The organism is Nitrosomonas ureae, assembly GCF_900206265.1.
In the GTDB taxonomy this organism is placed as follows: Bacteria; Pseudomonadota; Gammaproteobacteria; order Burkholderiales; family Nitrosomonadaceae; genus Nitrosomonas; species Nitrosomonas ureae_C.
Genome location: NZ_LT907782.1, coordinates 2,299,932 through 2,318,068, shown reverse-complemented (window position 1 = coordinate 2,318,068; position 18,137 = coordinate 2,299,932). Strand labels below are relative to the sequence as shown.

The 18,137-nt window shown below is 45.2% G+C and carries 15 protein-coding genes; 8 read left to right on the top strand and 7 right to left on the bottom strand.

Translation table 11 applies throughout. The features are described from left to right. Positions 1–766: 766 nt before the first annotated feature. The 6 genes from CPG39_RS10750 to def all read right to left on the bottom strand — a co-directional run bounded on the left by CPG39_RS10750 (position 767) and on the right by def (position 7,812). On the bottom strand, positions 767–2,029 hold the full coding sequence (locus CPG39_RS10750) for a sigma-54-dependent transcriptional regulator (protein WP_096293416.1): 1,263 nt from the start codon (positions 2,027–2,029) through the stop codon (positions 767–769). Between the two features lie 152 nt (positions 2,030–2,181). Continuing rightward, a complete protein-coding gene (locus tag CPG39_RS10745; RefSeq protein WP_096293414.1) occupies positions 2,182–4,359 on the bottom strand; it encodes an ATP-binding protein in 2,178 nt (725 codons plus the stop codon). Beyond that, positions 4,359–4,955, bottom strand: a complete 597-nt coding sequence (locus tag CPG39_RS10740; RefSeq protein WP_231990283.1) for a DUF4390 domain-containing protein — start codon at positions 4,953–4,955, stop codon at positions 4,359–4,361. Before CPG39_RS10740 ends, CPG39_RS10745 begins: the two co-directional genes overlap by 1 nt. A gap of 16 nt (positions 4,956–4,971) precedes the next feature. After that, positions 4,972–6,249: a 16S rRNA (cytosine(967)-C(5))-methyltransferase RsmB gene (gene rsmB, locus CPG39_RS10735; RefSeq protein WP_096294318.1), complete on the bottom strand. Its 1,278-nt coding sequence runs from the start codon at positions 6,247–6,249 to the stop codon at positions 4,972–4,974. Between the two features lie 4 nt (positions 6,250–6,253). Then, positions 6,254–7,195, bottom strand: coding sequence for a methionyl-tRNA formyltransferase (gene fmt, locus CPG39_RS10730; RefSeq protein ID WP_096294317.1), 942 nt, complete (start codon positions 7,193–7,195; stop codon positions 6,254–6,256). Between the two features lie 113 nt (positions 7,196–7,308). Next, entirely contained in the window at positions 7,309–7,812 is a 504-nt protein-coding gene (gene def / locus CPG39_RS10725; protein WP_096293410.1) for a peptide deformylase, read from the bottom strand. Positions 7,813–7,908: 96 nt separating this feature from the next. Here def and CPG39_RS10720 point away from each other — a divergent pair, with 96 nt between their 5' ends. The 4 genes from CPG39_RS10720 (at position 7,909) to CPG39_RS10705 (ending at position 13,249) form a co-directional block, all read left to right on the top strand. Further along, positions 7,909–8,943 carry a LysM peptidoglycan-binding domain-containing protein gene (locus CPG39_RS10720; protein ID WP_096293409.1) on the top strand — a complete coding sequence of 345 codons (1,035 nt, stop codon included), beginning with the start codon at positions 7,909–7,911 and terminating at the stop codon, positions 8,941–8,943. A gap of 19 nt (positions 8,944–8,962) precedes the next feature. Next, the gene (dprA, locus tag CPG39_RS10715) at positions 8,963–10,060 is read left to right on the top strand and encodes a DNA-processing protein DprA (protein WP_096293407.1); all 1,098 of its coding nucleotides are present in this window, start codon (positions 8,963–8,965) and stop codon (positions 10,058–10,060) included. A 67-nt stretch (positions 10,061–10,127) separates the two neighbouring features. Beyond that, positions 10,128–10,586: a DUF494 domain-containing protein gene (locus CPG39_RS10710; protein ID WP_013648722.1), complete on the top strand. Its 459-nt coding sequence runs from the start codon at positions 10,128–10,130 to the stop codon at positions 10,584–10,586. A gap of 146 nt (positions 10,587–10,732) precedes the next feature. After that, positions 10,733–13,249 (top strand): DNA topoisomerase III, encoded by a 2,517-nt coding sequence (locus CPG39_RS10705; protein WP_096293405.1) that lies wholly within the window; start codon positions 10,733–10,735, stop codon positions 13,247–13,249. Between the two features lie 127 nt (positions 13,250–13,376). On the opposite strand, the gene CPG39_RS10700 is transcribed toward CPG39_RS10705, so the two are convergent. Continuing rightward, on the bottom strand, positions 13,377–13,622 hold the full coding sequence (locus tag CPG39_RS10700) for a hypothetical protein (RefSeq protein ID WP_096293403.1): 246 nt from the start codon (positions 13,620–13,622) through the stop codon (positions 13,377–13,379). A 306-nt stretch (positions 13,623–13,928) separates the two neighbouring features. On the opposite strand from CPG39_RS10700, the gene aroA reads away from it, so the two are divergent. The 4 genes from aroA (at position 13,929) to CPG39_RS10680 (ending at position 18,112) form a co-directional block, all read left to right on the top strand. Then, positions 13,929–15,251, top strand: a complete 1,323-nt coding sequence (gene aroA / locus CPG39_RS14590) for a 3-phosphoshikimate 1-carboxyvinyltransferase (protein WP_096293401.1) — start codon at positions 13,929–13,931, stop codon at positions 15,249–15,251. Between the two features lie 38 nt (positions 15,252–15,289). Further along, a complete protein-coding gene (cmk, locus tag CPG39_RS14585; RefSeq protein WP_096293400.1) occupies positions 15,290–15,970 on the top strand; it encodes a (d)CMP kinase in 681 nt (226 codons plus the stop codon). Between the two features lie 129 nt (positions 15,971–16,099). Then, positions 16,100–17,812 (top strand): 30S ribosomal protein S1, encoded by a 1,713-nt coding sequence (gene rpsA, locus CPG39_RS10685; RefSeq protein ID WP_096293398.1) that lies wholly within the window; start codon positions 16,100–16,102, stop codon positions 17,810–17,812. 9 nt (positions 17,813–17,821) lie between these two features. Next, positions 17,822–18,112 carry an integration host factor subunit beta gene (locus CPG39_RS10680; protein WP_013648728.1) on the top strand — a complete coding sequence of 97 codons (291 nt, stop codon included), beginning with the start codon at positions 17,822–17,824 and terminating at the stop codon, positions 18,110–18,112. Positions 18,113–18,137: the final 25 nt, after the last annotated feature.

Genomic DNA, 18,137 nt, shown 5'->3' with positions numbered 1-18,137 from the left:
AAACTGCTTTGGGTTTGATAAATGCAAAAAATAGTAGATTTGTCACAATGGATACCCAATAATTAGTCAACTTGTCCTATAAAGTTCCTGGATAAGTCAATAAATAGTGCAGTGGTTTAGTAGCACTTATCCTCAAATCTTAGGTTAAATATTTTTTCATGATCGATTAGGCCACCAAGAAAAATCAAAGTCTTGAATTGGCAAATCCATTCACTATTTTTTGCTGATTAATCCGGAACATATCTTTCATATCCGTCCATGCACAACGAACATGCCATCCCGCCCCTTGGAGGTTCTGCTATTTATTGCAAAATACGTAATAACATGAGCAGAATACCTTATTAAGAGATGGATTCTTCGGATTGATAGTTTTCAAGCTGCGCGGGATATGAAATTAATTCAGCTTTGATTGAGAAGGTTTGGAATCCTAGGGATAAAAATGTCAAAAGAAGAAATATAAATAGATTAAGCGATTGCTTTTTCTTGCGATGGGAAAAACTTCTTATCATGAAATCCTTTCAACAACAACGATATGACTACGGGTTAATAAAATGACTCGGCATTTCACAAAATATTGCACAAAGCGTGATTACTACCATACTTAATGTGCTAACGAAGGATTTGTAAGAATAGGGAAATACAAAAGGCGGAGATTCTAAGGTTATTTCTTCAAACTTGCAATATATCACTCCCATTTTCTTTTCTAGATGGGCCAAGTTTCACACACCAAACAATTCTGTCGAGTAATATACTCGCTTATTGAGAATCAATTCCCTCGCAACTTAATCCCCAATAATTTTATTTTGCGATAAAGATGCGTGCGCTCTAACCCAGCCCGTTCCGCCACACGCGTCATGTTTCCATTTTCTTGATCAATTAATCTTTCAAAATAAGTTTTCTCAAATAAATCACGTGCTTCCCGCAATGAAAGATCGAGGGGAATTTCCGGAGCAACTGATGCGGAAGACGATTCTGGAAATACCATTGCCTGTTGCACTGCTTCGACCGAAATTTCGTCACCGGTGGATGTTAATGCCAAAGAGTGCACCACACCCGTTAGCTGCGTAAGATTACCCGGCCAGTCATAATTACGCAGGCAATTCAATGCAGCAGTAGTAAACTGTAATGTCGATGAAGCTTCGCCTGATTCAACAAAACGCGATAAAATTTGATTCGCTAATTCAGGTATATCCTCCCGATGCGCTCTCAGCGCAGGAATGCCGATACTTAAACCACTTAACACTTCATATAATCTGGGATGATAGGCGCCTTGCGCAGTCAACTCCGCAAGGGGATGTGATGTCGCACAAACCAACCGCACATTATATTTTTCCAATTTGCTTAGTAGCAACAACAACCCTTTTTGCGCCAATTTACTGATTTCACCAACCTCTTTGAGAAATAATAAACCGTCACGCGCCGGCTCTAACAAATCCAGCGGCGATTCTGCTAATAAAGTCAATGTCTCGGGTTCTATCCATGGCGTATTGGGACGATGCATGAAGCGAGCGCATATTTCGGCCCCTGCACCAGGTTCTCCCATCAATAGTACGGGCGCTTTCAGATTGACTACTTGTTCCAATCTTTTGCGCAGATCTGCAATCAAACTGCCTTTGCCCAGACTAGCCAGAGAAAGTGCTGATTGCTGCTTAATTTGTCCGCCCCGCAAAGCTTTGCTTACGGTACTCAACAATTTTTGCAGTGGTATCGGTTTTTCCAGATAACTAAATGCACCAATTCGTGTCGCTTCAACTGCTGTATCAATGGTACCGTGCCCTGACATCATAATCACTGGCATCGTCAACATTCCATTACTAACCCATTCTTTCAACAATGTAATACCATCTGTGTCAGGCATCCAAATATCCAGCAGCACCAAATCCGGACGTGTCTGATTCCGCCAAATACGCGCTTGTTCAGCGTTTTCTGCCAGCGCCACACGGTATCCTTCATCACGCAGAATTTCTGACAAAAGTTCGCGTATACCAATTTCGTCATCAACAATGAGTATTGTATTATTTGTTATCATCTGAAATTCTCTCCACTACTGGAATCTAATCAGCTGGCTTATGGTTAACTGTAAAATTTCATGTACATTTATAGGTTCGGGGTTTATTGAGCGGCGAGTGCCAATTCATAGAATATTTTACTCGCCTTTTCTACATTTACAGGCTTGATAATTTAACTTAGTGTCAGTCTGTTATTTCCTGCAGTTTTATTTTTTTCCACCGCCGGCAGAATAATTGAGATTTGCGCACCATGTGGCTTAATATTCTCAATGTGAATAAGTCCATCATGTTCTTCAATAATTTTCTTGACAATAGGCAAACCCAATCCTGTACCTTTTAATTTAGTCGTGACATAGGGCTCAAAAACTCGCGCTCTGATTTCTTCCGAAAAGCCGCAACCATTATCACGCACGCTTAAATGTACACCACCATGAATCGTTTCGGTTTTCACTTCTATCACGGGTTCCGGAGTATCAATTAACGCATCCTGTGCGTTCTGCAATAAATTGTGCAACACTTGGCGTAGCTGCGCGGAATCCCCCCTAACTCCCGGCAATTCCTCCGCCAATATCTGTGTGATCTGTATATGTCTATCATTTTCTACCGCCATACTTCCAGTTTCATAAAGCGCTAGTACTTCACGAACCAGCTGATTAAAATCCAATTGCCGCAATTCCAGTTCAGGAACGCGCGCATACTGATTGAACTCATTGACCATTTTTTTCAGAGCCTCAACCTGATTTACAATGGTTTCAGTAGAACGTCTTAATATTTTCGCATCCTCTTCACTGAGCTTGCTGATTAATTTATGTTGTACCCGTTCCGCAGAGAGCTGAATCGGCGTCAATGGATTTTTAATTTCGTGCGCCAAACGCCGCGCCACCTCGCCCCAAGCTACAGCACGCTGTACCTGCAGTAAGCTAGTAATATCGTCAAAAACCACCACACCGCCGCCACCCGATATTTTAGGTAATCGCGTGCCCCGTAGCAGCAAAACCTGATTGCGGCCATCATCTGAGCGTGTCAGTTGGCGCTGCCAAACACCTGCCTCCTCCGAATTAAAACCTGTCCGAATTTCAGTGATCAGCATATTCAGTTGCGGTTCATTGGTTACACACCCTTCTATAATTGAACCATCCAAACTGATTAAAGGTATCTGAAGTATTTGTTCTGCGCTACGATTTGCTTTGGACAAAGCCAATTGATCGTCAAATACCAATACGCCGGATGAAAGATTTGCCAGAATACTCTCCAGATGGGCGCGGGCACTTTCCACCTGCTGCTGATTATGCTGCGCAACTGCTTGGGCTTCTTGCAATTGCTGAGTCATCAAATTAAATGATTCTGTCAATATACCCAATTCGTCGCCGCTTTGAACTAAATGACGGCGGCTGTAATCACCCTGTGCAATGGCACGCGTCCCTTCCGCCAACATGCCGAGCGGAGCGCTTAATTTCTCACTAAGCAATGATGCGGTTGCCAGCGCTGAAAATAAAGATAATAGCAATGCCAATGTCAATGTCACACTGTACAATCGAGTCAAACCATGACGAGATAATGTAAGTTCCTGGTAATCCCGAAACCCTGCCTGTACCCGCTCAGCATCTTTGGCCAGCTGCACGGGGACCGGCTGCAATAACTGCAAAACGCGGATATCTTCTTTCAAACTCAATACGTTGACAGGCACAACTACACGCAAATACAAGCCCTTATCGTCTAACGACTCAACCGCACTGTAAGCTTTCTGGATTCTGATATGACGCATTACTACCGCGTTTGGCTTTTCAGGAAATAAGGCCAGATTACTCTCACTTGAGAATGCGATTACCTTGCCATCCTGGTTGAATAAAGTCGACTCTTCCACTTGGGTTTGTAATAATAATTCGTTAAGTATCAGCAAAGGGGGATCAGAGGTTCCGGCCAGCATCAACGCCGTGGCCTGTGCTTTTTTCTGCAGCTCCTCTAACAAGTTATCCAGCATAGTCTGCCCAAGATTCAATCCTCCCTCCAAAGCACGATCCACTTTTACATCGAACCAGGATTCAATACTTTTCTCCAGAAATTGAACTGACACGGCATACACCAAAGCACCAGGAAGTATTGCCATCAGGGAAAAAACCAGCATTAATCGTAATGCCAGCTTGGATCCAAATACGCCCGATTTAAGTCTGCGCCTAAACCGCCACAACAATATCGCGACGATTGCCATAAGGAAAAGTACAAAAGCAGCATTTATAACCAGCAGCAAGCGGTACTTATGCTCAAAAAACTCCGTATTGGCACCGGCCGTAGCCAGGAGAAACAACATGACTGCTCCCAGCCCTGAGCCAATAATGAGCACATATTTCATTACTGGCCTTTCATCTGGAATGGCTGCTCCGGCGTAGGTAATTTCATGCGCCACTCCAATTTATCCGAACTCAAATTCCATCGACTGGAACCCAGAGCTTCGACCTGAAATGGCTTGGGCATACGTGTCAGATCAAGCCATATACGCAGCGATGCGATATAATCAGCATCCTGCTTCAATTCTGATTTAACTGTTAAGGGGAAATCTCGCAAACGGCCCAAAACCACCAATGCTTCCTGAAGCGTATTAAAACTCTGTGAAAATGAAGCATGATTCAAATGATACTGGCGCGTCAGTGCGTAATACCTCAACCCGACTCTGTATTTGCCGCGCACAACTTCGTCATCCAACCAATACCAGCGCACATCAACAAGACTGAATTTGAATACAAAGTAAAGTACGATACCTTTTTCAAGCGCCTGCTCCAAAGTCGGGTTAAGCGCAATTTCAGAATCCACGCTAATTTCGTAACCCCCGCCAGCTGTTACTAAATTGACATTCTGTATGCGGATGTCCTGCGCCTGAGCAGTAGTGGCCTGAAACAGTAAAAACAAAATCAACCATAAGAAAACTGAACCGGCATATGGCAGTTTCACCCGATCTATATATCGATCAGGTTTTTTGCAGCAGGGTATAAAAGAAACCGTCATGTTGAGTATCAGGTAACAGTTGTCCATCAATCATCGCTGCCACAGAAAGCGGTAGTTGGCATGCATCAGAATGATGTTTAAGAAATTTTTCAATCTGCATTGTATTTTCTTCTGAAAAAACTGAACAAGTCACATAGAGCAACTTACCATTCTTACGTAAAATTTTCCACAATGCGTCCAGTATTGCTTGCTGAGTTATTGCAAACTTGGTCAAATCACTCTCGCGTCGTAGCCATTTAATATCAGGATGTCGGCATACCACCCCCGATGCAGAACAAGGCACGTCAGCCAAAATTCGATCATAGGGTTGCTTATCCCACCATGCATCTGGATTCGCGGCATCACCGCAAATCAATCGCTCCGATGCCATTCTCAAACGTTCAAGGTTCTGCTGCACTTGAATTAACCGCTGCGGGTCATTATCCAGCACCGACAATGATATATTTGCCAACTCCAGCAAATGCGTGCTTTTACCTCCAGGAGCGGCACACGCATCCAACACCCGCATGCCATCATGCACATCCAACAGGGGTGCAGCAAGTTGCGCACCTGCATCTTGCACCGTTACCAATCCCATGACAAAGCCTGGCAGAGATTCCACGCCGACAGGTTGACTCAATCGAAGCGCTCCTGACCATAACAACTCAGCCTGCATCCCATTTTCCGCCAACAAATCACAGTACGCTTCCACGCTGATCTTACGCCGGTTAACCCGCAGAGTCATCGGTGGACGCTTGTTATTCGCGCTCAGTATGGCTGCAAAATTTTCCGGATATTGCCGCCGCAACTTATTAACCCACCATTGCGGATGCGAATAACGCCCGATCTCTTTTTCAGCAGCTTGTTTCAACAATTTTTCCTGCTGTCGGATAAAGTTGCGCAACACTGCATTGACCAATCCTTGCATTCCACTGCCCTTTACTAAGCAACGTGAAGCCGAGACTGCCTGATCCACCACAGTGTGCGGCAACACCCTGCTATACTGCAACTGATATAAACTTACCAACAATAGATGACACAAGCTTTTGTCGCGCAACGGCTTTTTCAGCAAGAGATCTAAGACTGCTCCCAGTTGCCCATAAAAACGCAATACACCGTAACTCAAATCCTGAACGGCACCTCTCTGCTGCTTTGATAGCGAAGACTCCGCACGCCAAACATTCTGTAGCACCTCGGTCAGACTTGCTCCGGCCAATACCTTATCTACTACAGAAACCGCAGCAAGCTGTGTTTTAATCATATTCTTACGAAAAATTAACCGAAGTAAAACATTCACCTGGATGAAAATTATTGCCCGCCAGAAAATCAACCACATTCATTTTTCTCCCTCCCGGCTTCTGTAACATTTCCACTTGTAACAATCCGGAACCGCATGCAACGACTATGCCTTCGCGATTTATCGCAACAATTTCACCTGGCTGTCCGGATTCGCCTGCAATTATTTTTGCCTGCCAAATCTTTATAACCATTCCCTGGAAAGATGTGTAAGCACCCGGCGTTGGATTAAATGCACGCACCACGCGGTCTATCTGCTCGGCTGGAAGTCGCCAGTCAATTTCAGCTTCAGCCTTAGTTATTTTGTTGGCATAGCAAGCGTCCGTTTCATTCTGCACTGCTGGAACCAGCTTTCCTTGTTGTAGTTGAGCCAAGGCTTCTACAATACTCAAAGCACCCAACAAACTCAGCCGGTCATGAAGAGATTGCGTGCTATCGTCCAATGCGATCTTCATTTCGTGCTGCAACAAGATATTACCGGTATCCAACCCCGCGTTCATTTGCATGATGGTAATGCCGGTTCTGCCATCACCGGCAAGAAGCGCCCGTTGTATCGGTGCTGCGCCGCGCCAACGCGGCAGAATCGAGGCATGAATGTTCAAACAACCCTGGCAAGGAATATCCAGCACTGCTTGCGGCAAAATCAATCCATATGCCGCAACGATCATCACATCAGCACGTAACGCCTCAAGTTGCGCCTGTATTTCCGGCGTTCTAAGTGTTATGGGCTGCAGTATCGCAAGATGCTGCTGCTGAGCCAACACTTTGACTGCACTTGCAACCGTTTTCATTCCTCTTCCGGCCGGACGGTCCGGTTGGGTTAAAACCATTACAATCTGATGCCCGGCATGGATCAATCCTTCCAGTGCAGTAGCAGCAAAAACAGGAGTTCCAGCAAAAATAATTTTCATGCTAATGCATTGATGATTCATCAGTTAAGGCAGCGGAAATTCGTACCGCCAATGGAAAGAAAGCAATAATCCGCAAAAATATCAAATTACTATCTTCATGCAAGCTTCCGCGCTTACATCGTACTACGCTGTTTCTTCTTTAATTTTGCCAAAGTGCGCACTTGCTTGAGCCGAGACCAATATTCAACAAATACTTTCCCTGCCAAATGATCCATTTCATGCTGAATACACACGGCCAGCAATCCATCGGCATCCAAAACAAATGACTCGCCCTGAGCATCCAAAGCCCGTACTGTAACCGATTCAGCCCGTTGCACTTTCCCGTAAATACCCGGCACTGACAGGCAGCCTTCTTCATAATCCGAGATACCGTTGCTGGCAGTTATTTCCGGATTAATCAAAACCAACAAATCATTTCGTGCTTCGGAAGTGTCAATAACGATAACGCGCTCATGCACATCCACTTGCGTTGCCGCTAATCCTATCCCCGGCGCAGCATACATGGTTTCTGCCATATCATTTATCAACGTACGGATTTTGTCAGTGATCTGGTCTACAGGAGCCGCTACAGTATGTAGCTTTTCATCCGGATATTGTAATATTTTTAAAATAGCCATAAAAAATTATGTATATAAATAAACCTAATACCGCATTTAGACCGTATCATTAGCTCAATATTCTGTTATGACTAATAACCTGTACGGGGATCGTCCATGCGAAAGCCTATTATAGCCATGATTTTATTCCTGAGTCTGTTTTCTATACCGCCAGTCAACGCCGAAAATAATCTGTTGCGAAGCGACACCCCTCATCGCCACGTCGTTGTGCCCGGCGATACGTTATGGGGAATAGCTTCCAGATTTCTTAACGATCCCTGGCGCTGGCCTGAGATTTGGGGATTCAATCGCGAACAGGTAAAAAACCCTCACCGTATCTACCCTGGGGACATTGTCATACTGAAAAGAACACCTTATGGGTTTCGATTGAGCCTTGAGGACAATGAAGATGAGGTTAGAACCATCAAATTATCTCCAAAAATTCGTTCGGAATTATCAGATACGGCGGCCATACCCAGTATCCCGGCTGCCGCAATCGAACCTTTTCTTAGTCAGCCTTTGGTCATTGAAAGGGATGGGCTTGATAATGCACCCTATATTCTAGGTTCCAGCGACAATCGAGTGGTTCTAAGCACAGGCAATACAGCCTATATCAGCGGACTACCGAAAGATAAAGGTTCGACATGGCAAATTTTCCGTCCTGGCAAAGCGTTAAAAGATCCCGATCAAAAAGACCGGATTCTCGGCTATGAAGCAACTTACCTAGGCAACGCAAAAGCCACTGCATTAGCGGATGTCAGCACGGTAATCATCACCCGCGCCACGGAAGAAATCCTGAACGGGGATCGTCTCGTTCCTGCACCTGAAACCCTATTCAATAACTACGCCCCTCATGCACCGGATTTTCCAATCAATGGACGGATTATCTCAGTTTACGGCGGTGTAACCGAAATTGGCAAAGGTGCTATCGTTACCTTGAATAAAGGTCAAATGGATGGCTTGGAAATGGGTCATGTGCTTGCTATTTTCCGAAAAAGCCAAGCTAAATCCCTGACAGGGGAACTGGTACAGCTACCCGAGGAAAGAACGGGGCTGGCATTTATATTTCGCGTTTTTGACAAAATATCTTACGCGCTGATTGTCCAAAGTACGCATTCCATTAAAATACTGGATGCAGTCAAAACCCCTTAAAATAATTGCTGTAACCTTCATGAAATATGCATCTGATATTGAATCGTGGTTAAGTCTTAATCTGATTGATGGTTTGGGCGGCGAATCTATCCGCCGGCTCCTGATTGCTTTTGGCCATCCTACAGCAATCCTTTCAGCGCATATCACAGCGCTCGAACGTATTGTAAAAAAAGCAACGGCTCATCGTATCAAGCAAGGCCCAGATCGCGATAATATTATAAATGTGCTGAAATGGTTGGAAGATCCCGTTAATGCAGTCATTACCTTGGCTGATCCCGATTACCCGGCACATTTGCTCAATATTGCCGACCCACCGCCATTGCTTTATTTTAAAGGGCGACGAGAACTTCTCCAGCAGCCTGCCCTGGCAGTTGTTGGCAGCCGCAATGCTACACCACAAGGTTTATCCAATGCGGAAGCCTTTTCCGAAGCTGCCAGCAATGCCGGGCTTTGTATTATCAGTGGCATGGCGCTAGGAATAGATACTGCCGCTCACCATGGAGGCTTACGTGGCTCTGCTGCCAGCATAGCCATTGTAGGAACAGGATTAGATATCGTTTACCCGGCAAAAAATCATCCTTTGGCTCATAAACTCGCGAAAGAAGGTGCGCTGATTTCTGAGTTTCCCTTGGGCACACCTGCCATAGGCAGAAATTTTCCACGCAGAAACCGCATTATCAGTGGCATGACCCAGGGCTGTCTGGTAGTAGAAGCCGCATTGCAAAGTGGTTCACTGATTACAGCACGCCAGGCTTTGGAACAAGGTCGTGAAGTGATGGCGATCCCAGGATCTATTCATTCACCTCTTTCAAAAGGCTGTCACGCATTAATCAAGCAGGGTGCAAAATTGGTTGAAAACACGCAAGACATTTTGGACGAATTAAGTCACCTGGCATTAATCGATACCCCATCAGACAGAAAAAAAGAATCCTCCCCTGGCCAATCGACAGAAAACTCTTTGTTACTCAGCCACCTAGGTTACGATACGGTTAACATCGATACCCTGTGCGCACGTAGCGGCTTGACTGCTGAGGTTGTATCAGCCATGCTATTAACGCTTGAACTTGACGGTCAAATCAGCAGTCTACCAGGAGGATGGTATCAGCGAATTGATTGACATTTGATACTATAACTATAATTAGAACCACTTATCTGTAAACAGATCTGTATCTATAAACACCACTATGTTCGATATACTCGTTTATTTATTTGAAAATTATTTCGATTCAGGAAGCTATCCTGACTCCGCAACACTGACGCGCAAACTCACCATGGCAGGATTTGCCGACGAAGATATTAGCGAAACACTGAATTGGCTCTCTGAACTCGAGCGTCATGACATTGGTAATTATCCTGCCAGCTTTGCTGAAAACAATTCCTTTCGATGCTTTACCGAATATGAAATAGAAAAAATCGATACCGAAGGACGAGGATTTATTTTTTTTCTGGAACAAGCCGGCATCATTAATCCGTTGCAACGAGAGTTATTAATTGATCGCGTCCTGATGATGAATGAAAGCTCATCCAGTCTTGAGAAAATCAAACTGATTGTTTTGACAGAATTATGGATCCAGAATCAGCTTACTGACGATACCGTATTGGAAAAACTGCTGATTGTCAGTGACTCTCATTATCGTCATTAAGACAAAATCACGTCCTTTTTTCTCATACCGATTAACCGCTTGCATGAATGCAGTCAATGCACTCATCCAATAGTCTGATTCATATTTCATGATCATAAACATGCGCGATAATATAGAGCTAGCAAATTATTTTTCCCGGAAAGCTCATGGGTAAATCTCTGATCATTGCTGAGAAACCTTCAGTCGCAGCAGATATCGCGCGAGCGCTGGGCAGCTTCACCAAAAACACTGATTTTTTTGAGAATGATGAATATGTCATTTCTTCGGCAGTAGGTCATTTACTCGAGCTGGCCATTCCGGAAGAATACGAAGTAAAACGTGGCAAGTGGAGTTTCACAAACTTACCCGTGATTCCTCCGCATTTTGATTTGAATCCAATAGAGAAAACTTCTTCACGCCTGAAGCTACTCAGCAAACTCATTAAACGCAAAGACATCGATTCGTTGATAAACGCCTGTGATGCGGGACGCGAAGGTGAGTTGATTTTTTATTATATTCTGCGCCATGTCGGTACCAGCAAGCCGGTAAAACGTCTTTGGTTGCAATCCATGACACCCGACGCGATTCGTGAAGGCTTTACCCGATTAATGGACAGCTCGGAAGTAAAATCCCTGGCAGAAGCCGCTGTCAGTCGTTCAGAATCAGACTGGCTGGTCGGAATTAATGGCACCCGGGCCATGACTGCATTCAACTCCCAGGAGGGAGGATTTCATAAAACCACAGTGGGGCGGGTACAAACTCCTACTTTGGCAATTCTTGTTGAACGAGAAGAAAAAATCAAAAAATTCCGTCCACAGGATTACTGGGAAATTCACGCTACCTTTACAACCAGTAACGGCGATTATACCGGCAAGTGGTTTGATGAGAAATTCACCAAAGATAAAATCAATCAAGAATCAAAGCCGGAAAGACTCTGGGAGCAAACTAAAGCGGCAATTATCCGTGATAAATGCCAGGGAAAATCCGGTCACGTCAATGAAGAAAGCAAACCCAGCAAAGAAATCTGCCCGTTACTCTATGATTTGACCAGTCTGCAACGCGATGCCAATAGCCGTTTTGGTTTTTCAGCCAAAGCAACACTCGGCCTGGCGCAAGCGCTATATGAAAAGCACAAGGTACTGACTTATCCGCGAACGGATTCACGCGCTCTACCGGAAGATTATATCGGCACCGTTAAAGATACTGTGCAGAATCTGGAAAACACCGACTACGGTAAATTCTGCCGCCAGATTCTGGCATCAAACTGGGTTGTCCCTAATAAGCGCATTTTCAACAACGCCAAAATCTCAGATCACTTTGCCATTATCCCGACTTCATTAAATCCGACAAAATTAAACGAAGCGGAAGCCAAGCTTTACGATCTGGTTACCAAACGTTTCCTGGCCATCTTTTTTCCAGCCGCGGAATTTCTGGTCACCACCCGTATCACACGGATTGAGAACGAACCTTTTAAAACTGAAGGCAAAGTCATGGTTAATCCTGGCTGGCAAGCAGTCTATGGAAAATCGACCAAGCCGGACAATGCGGAAGATGACAATACGCTCGTCGCCATTATTCCGGGTGAATCCGTCATCACGGAAGCCATCGACATTGTCGCAAATCAAACTCGCCCACCGGCAAGATTTAATGAAGCAACCTTGCTTTCCGCAATGGAAAGCGCCGGCAAGCTTGTAGAAGATGAAGAGTTGCGTGCTGCGATGAACGCAAAAGGCTTAGGCACACCGGCGACCCGCGCTGCGATTATTGAAGGTTTAGTTTTTGAAAATTATATCCAGCGGGTTGGTCGTGAATTGCATCCGACTGCAAAGGCTTTCTCATTAATTACGTTATTACGCGGCCTTAAGATCCCCGAGCTTATCTCACCTGAATTGACAGGCAATTGGGAGTTTCAGTTACGCCAGATTGAACAAGGGAATCTGAAACGTACTGCATTCATGGAAAAAATTGCCGAGATGACACGGCACATGGTAGAACAAGCCAAGACACATCGCGGCGAAACCATTGCGGGGGATTTTGCCGTTTTGAAGTCTCCTTGCCCGAAGTGTGGTGGCATTGTGCATGAAACCTATAAAAAATTTCAATGCCAGAAGTGTGATTTTGCGCTGTGGAAAATTCTGGCCGGCCGCCAATTTGAAGTCGAAGAAATGGAAACATTGATCACCCAGCGCGAAGTCGGGCCGCTACAAGGTTTTCGAAGCAAAATGGGGCAATCCTTTAATGCCATCATCAGACTCACGGATACCTTGGAAATGAAATTTGATTTCGGTAACAATGATGAAAATCAGGAGGAAGTCGATTTCAGCGAGCAGCTTCCACTGGGTAAATGCCCCAAATGCAACCACGCCGTTTATGAACACGGCATGCAGTATGTTTGCGAGAAATCTGTCGGGGCTGCTCGAACTTGTGATTTTAAAACAGGGAAAATTATTCTTGCACGTCCAATTGATCGTGCACAAATCACCAAATTGCTGGAAACAGGAAGAACCGACTTATTAACAAAATTCATTTCCAAAAAGGGAAGACCTTTTTCGGCTTATCTGGTTAGAAATTCGGATGGAAAAATAGGTTTTGAGTTTGAACAAAAAACTCCTAAAAAAACAACTGAGACAAAATCCAAAACAAAACAGTCAAAAACCCGATCGGCTGGCGATATTACCTCCTAGCATTTTTAAGATAGCACATCTAATCATCAACTTTGCGCCCTTAGCGCAGCCCACCGTTTGACAGTTGATCACAAAAAATCCCCGGGCATCAAGCGATTGCCCGGATTCTCGCCATGTTGGCACATCGTTATAAATAAAAATTGAGGATATACTTGCCCACCCCACTGGTAGCCATAATTATCATAATAAGCCCCCCTATAATGGCAGTTCCTTCAATGACGATGGATACAAATGCCCGCGATGTGCTCTCAAACTCTTCCTCTCCCAAAACATTTTTCCGCTTCTCCCTGCGATCCTTCACCCACAACTGTAACCAAATGGCCACAGGAATCGCCAATAAAGAGAACATCAAAACAATTTCTGCGTCTTCCATTTATAAAACCTCTATGTTATTAATAATAGTACGATAAATTCATCTTTTAGATGCTCACAATAAACTACGATATCCGATAACATTATTTCAATACCAAACGGTTTTACGATAGTTGATTGCTTTTCGTTCAAAATTTACTGCGATAGATTACCTTAAACAAGATAGCATAATAAAGATTTTTCCAAAGGAGATAAATCATCGACTCGGGTTATATGAGCGAATTCAAGTCACTCGCCCGATCAATAAAATTACGCTCTGAATGTTCTTATGAGATATCATTCTTCATTTTAATTGCATATACCAACCATGAAGTGGCTTGATCTACCATTTGCCAAGAAAGCTCAAGGCACAATACGATTACCTGGATCAAAAAGCATCTCCAACCGGATTCTCTTACTTGCCGCACTCGCGCAAGGCACCACGCAAATTCACGATTTGTTGGCTTCTGACGATACGGGACATATGCGGGATGCACTGGCCCAATTGGGTGTCATGGTTACTCAAACCGAAAAAAATAATTATCGTATTTGCGGTATCAATGGAACATTTCCAGTTACCGATGCTGACTTATTTCTCGGTAATGCCGGCACCGCTTTTAGACCATTGGTCGCGGTATTATCCTTAATGCAGGGACATTATCGACTATCGGGCGTTCCACGAATGCACGAACGACCCATCGCGGACCTAGTGGATACATTGCGACAATTAGGTGCAAATATCAATTACTTGGGTAATCCCGGTTTCCCGCCACTGGAAATAAAACCATTTACCCCGCGTATCATTGGCGATACATATGCTGTTACAGTAAAGGGCGATGTATCCAGCCAATTTCTCACTGGATTGTTGATGGCATTACCGCTGAGCGGCAAGCAATCCATCATCGAAGTAACGGGCACTTTAATCTCCCAACCTTATATCGAATTAACGCTTGCGCAAATGCGGCATTTTGGCGTACAGGCGGAACATACCGGCTGGCGGCAATTTGTGATTCCGGCTCAACAAAAGTACCGCAGCCCAGGACACCTATCCGTCGAAGGTGATGCCTCGTCAGCTTCATATTTTCTCGCAACCGGTGCCATCGGTAATGGACCGGTGAGGGTGGAAGGAGTCGGCTGCAACAGCGTGCAAGGCGATGTTCGCTTTGCTGCAGCACTCGAGAAAATGGGGGCTAAAATATCCATGGGAGAAAACTGGATTGAAGCAAGTAGTGGGAATAAGGATGATAACGGAAAATTTCTCCACGCCATCGATTTGGATTGCAATCATATTCCCGATGCAGCGATGACCCTTGCTGTCATCGCATTATTCGCAGATGGCGTTACAACGCTGCGTAACATTGCCAGCTGGCGCTTGAAAGAGACAGACCGCCTTGCAGCAATGTCCGCTGAATTGAGGAAATTGGGCGCGAGTGTTGAAGAAGGAGCGGATTACTTGCGCATTACCCCTCCCATCCATGGTTTGACCCCGCACGCGGCGATTGATACCTACGATGATCATCGTATGGCTATGTGCTTCTCCCTGGCTTGCCTGGGCGCACCCGTGCGCATCAACGATCCTCAATGCGTGGCCAAAACATTCCCCGATTATTTTGAAAGACTGTCGCAACTGGTTCATCCAGGAATCAAATAACTTCACTGAACCGTTCATGCAGAACCCTAAGATTCCTAATGAAAACTGAGAAAATACCTGTTATCACCATCGATGGTCCGTCAGCATCGGGAAAAGGCACCATTGCTCAATTAGTGGCTCGAAAGATTGGATTTCATTACCTGGATAGTGGCGCGCTTTATCGTCTGGTTGCTTTGAAAACACTGCAATCGCACGCTGATATCCACGACGCTGATCAGCTTGCCCAAATTGCCAAACACCTGAACATCGTATTTAGAAATGAGCAGATCTATCTTGATGACGCCATCGTCACAGAAGATATTCGCGCGGAACAGTGCGGCTTGCTCGCTTCCCAGTTAGCGGCCTATCCCCAAGTTCGGGCAGCGCTCACAGAGCGTCAACGCGCATTTCGCCAACCTCCGGGGCTGGTTACCGATGGGCGCGATATGGGTTCGGTTATCTTTCCCGACGCCACACTAAAAATATTTTTAACGGCCAGCGCCGAAATACGCACACACCGACGATATAACCAGTTGAAAGAGAAAGGAATAAATGCTAACATAGCAGACCTATTGCATGATATCAAGAAACGGGATGAACGGGATAGCAATCGTAGCATCGCGCCGCTTGGGCAAAGCGCGGATGCGCGATTACTGGATACTTCGGCATTGACCATATCCCAGGCACAAGACACTGTTCTCTCCTGGTATAATGAAATTGTGCATAAAGCCAGCGTTTGAATAGAGATCAACATACTTCTTAACGCCTACACGTAAAAGAGTAAGAAATCTATTATCCAAACATTTTATTAACTAACCAGTCCATTGGCCATCCAAACCATTGGATTATCAATCAGGTATTTTTTTATAATGACTAATGCTTCCACTGCAACTCAACAATCCCCCGAAAGTTTCGCCGCACTCTTTGAAGAAAGCCTCTCAAGGCAGGAAATGCGTATTGGTGAAGTCATCACTGCTGAGGTCGTCCGCGTTGATTACAATATTGTAATTGTTAATGCCGGACTTAAATCTGAGAGCTTTATCCCCGTTGAAGAATTTAAAAATGACCGCGGTGAGATTGAAGTTAAGCCCGGCGATTTTATCAGTGTTGCCATCGAATCCCTTGAAGATGGCTATGGCGAAACCCGACTTTCCCGTGATAAGGCTAAGCGTCTAACCGCCTGGCATGATTTGGAACAGGCAATGGAAAGCGGCAAGATTGTGACTGGCATGGTTAACGGCAAGGTTAAGGGTGGTCTGACTGCGATGATTAATGGCATACGGGCATTTCTACCCGGTTCCCTGGTCGACATTCGACCTGTTAAAGACACCACGCCTTATGAAAATAAGGAAATGGAATTCAAAGTCATCAAGCTGGATCGGAAACGCAACAACGTAGTGGTTTCGCGCCGCGCTGTACTGGAAGCGACACAAGGTGCGGATCGGGAAACCTTGTTATCCAACCTGCAGGAAGGCGCGGTGGTTCAAGGTGTGGTAAAAAATATCACGGACTATGGCGCATTTGTTGATCTGGGCGGCATCGACGGCTTATTGCACATTACCGACCTGGCATGGCGCCGGGTTAAACACCCTTCCGAAGTCGTCAATATCGGCGATGAAGTCACCGCCAAAGTGCTCAAGTTCGACCAGGAAAAGAATCGTGTATCACTGGGGATGAAGCAGTTGAGCGAAGACCCCTGGGTAGGTTTATCGCGCCGCTATCCGGCACGCACCCGTCTGTTCGGCAAAGTAACCAACCTGACAGACTACGGCGCTTTTATTGAGATCGAACAAGGTATCGAAGGATTGGTGCATGTTTCAGAAATGGATTGGACTAACAAAAATGTTTATCCTTCCAAGATTGTGCAACTGGGCGATGAAGTTGAAGTCATGATCCTGGAAATCGACGAAGAACGTCGCCGTATCTCATTGGGCATGAAACAATGCCAGACTAATCCATGGGAAGAGTTTGCCGCCACTCATGACAAGAATGCCAAGGTTCGCGGTCAAATCAAATCCATCACTGACTTCGGTGTATTTATCGGACTACCTGGAAACATCGATGGTCTTGTCCATTTATCTGATTTATCCTGGAACCAGCCTGGCGAGGAAGCCGTGCTCAATTATAAAAAAGGCGATGAAGTCGAAGCCATGATTTTATCGATCGATGTCGAACGCGAACGCATTTCATTGGGCATCAAGCAAATGGAAGGCGATCCTTTCACCAGCTTCGTTGCCGAAAACGATAAAAACAGCATCGTTACGGGCACGGTAAAATCAATTGATCCTAAAGGCGCTGTCATAGCACTCACGAATGATATCGAGGGATATTTGCGCGCATCCGAAGTCTCGCGCGACCGGGTTGAAGATATTCGCACTTTCCTGAAAGAAGGTGATACGGTCGAAACCATGATCATCAATGTGGATCGCAAAAACCGAACCATTAATCTTTCGATTAAGGCAAAAGATAAATCAGATGAGTCAAGCGCCATGCAAAAAATTAAAGCTCCGGCCAATGCAGGTACAACCAGTCTGGGCGCTTTGCTGAAAGCAAAAATGGATAGTAAAAACACTGAGCAATAAGGATATTTCATGACGAAATCTGAATTAATTACCCGGCTTGCAGCACGCTTCCCCCAACTGGTTGCAAAAGATGCAGAATTGTCGGTCAAAACGATTATTGATGCCATGGCTCAAAGTCTGGCCAGTGGTCAACGTATCGAAATACGTGGTTTTGGCAGTTTCGATTTGAACTATAGGCCGCCGCGTATCGGACGCAATCCCAAGTCGGGCGAAAAAGTCAAAGTCCCGGAGAAATATGTGCCGCACTTTAAAGCGGGCAAGGAAATGCGTGAACGGGTGGACTATACGGATAAGAAATAGTTTTTATCAAACGGAAATGCGTATC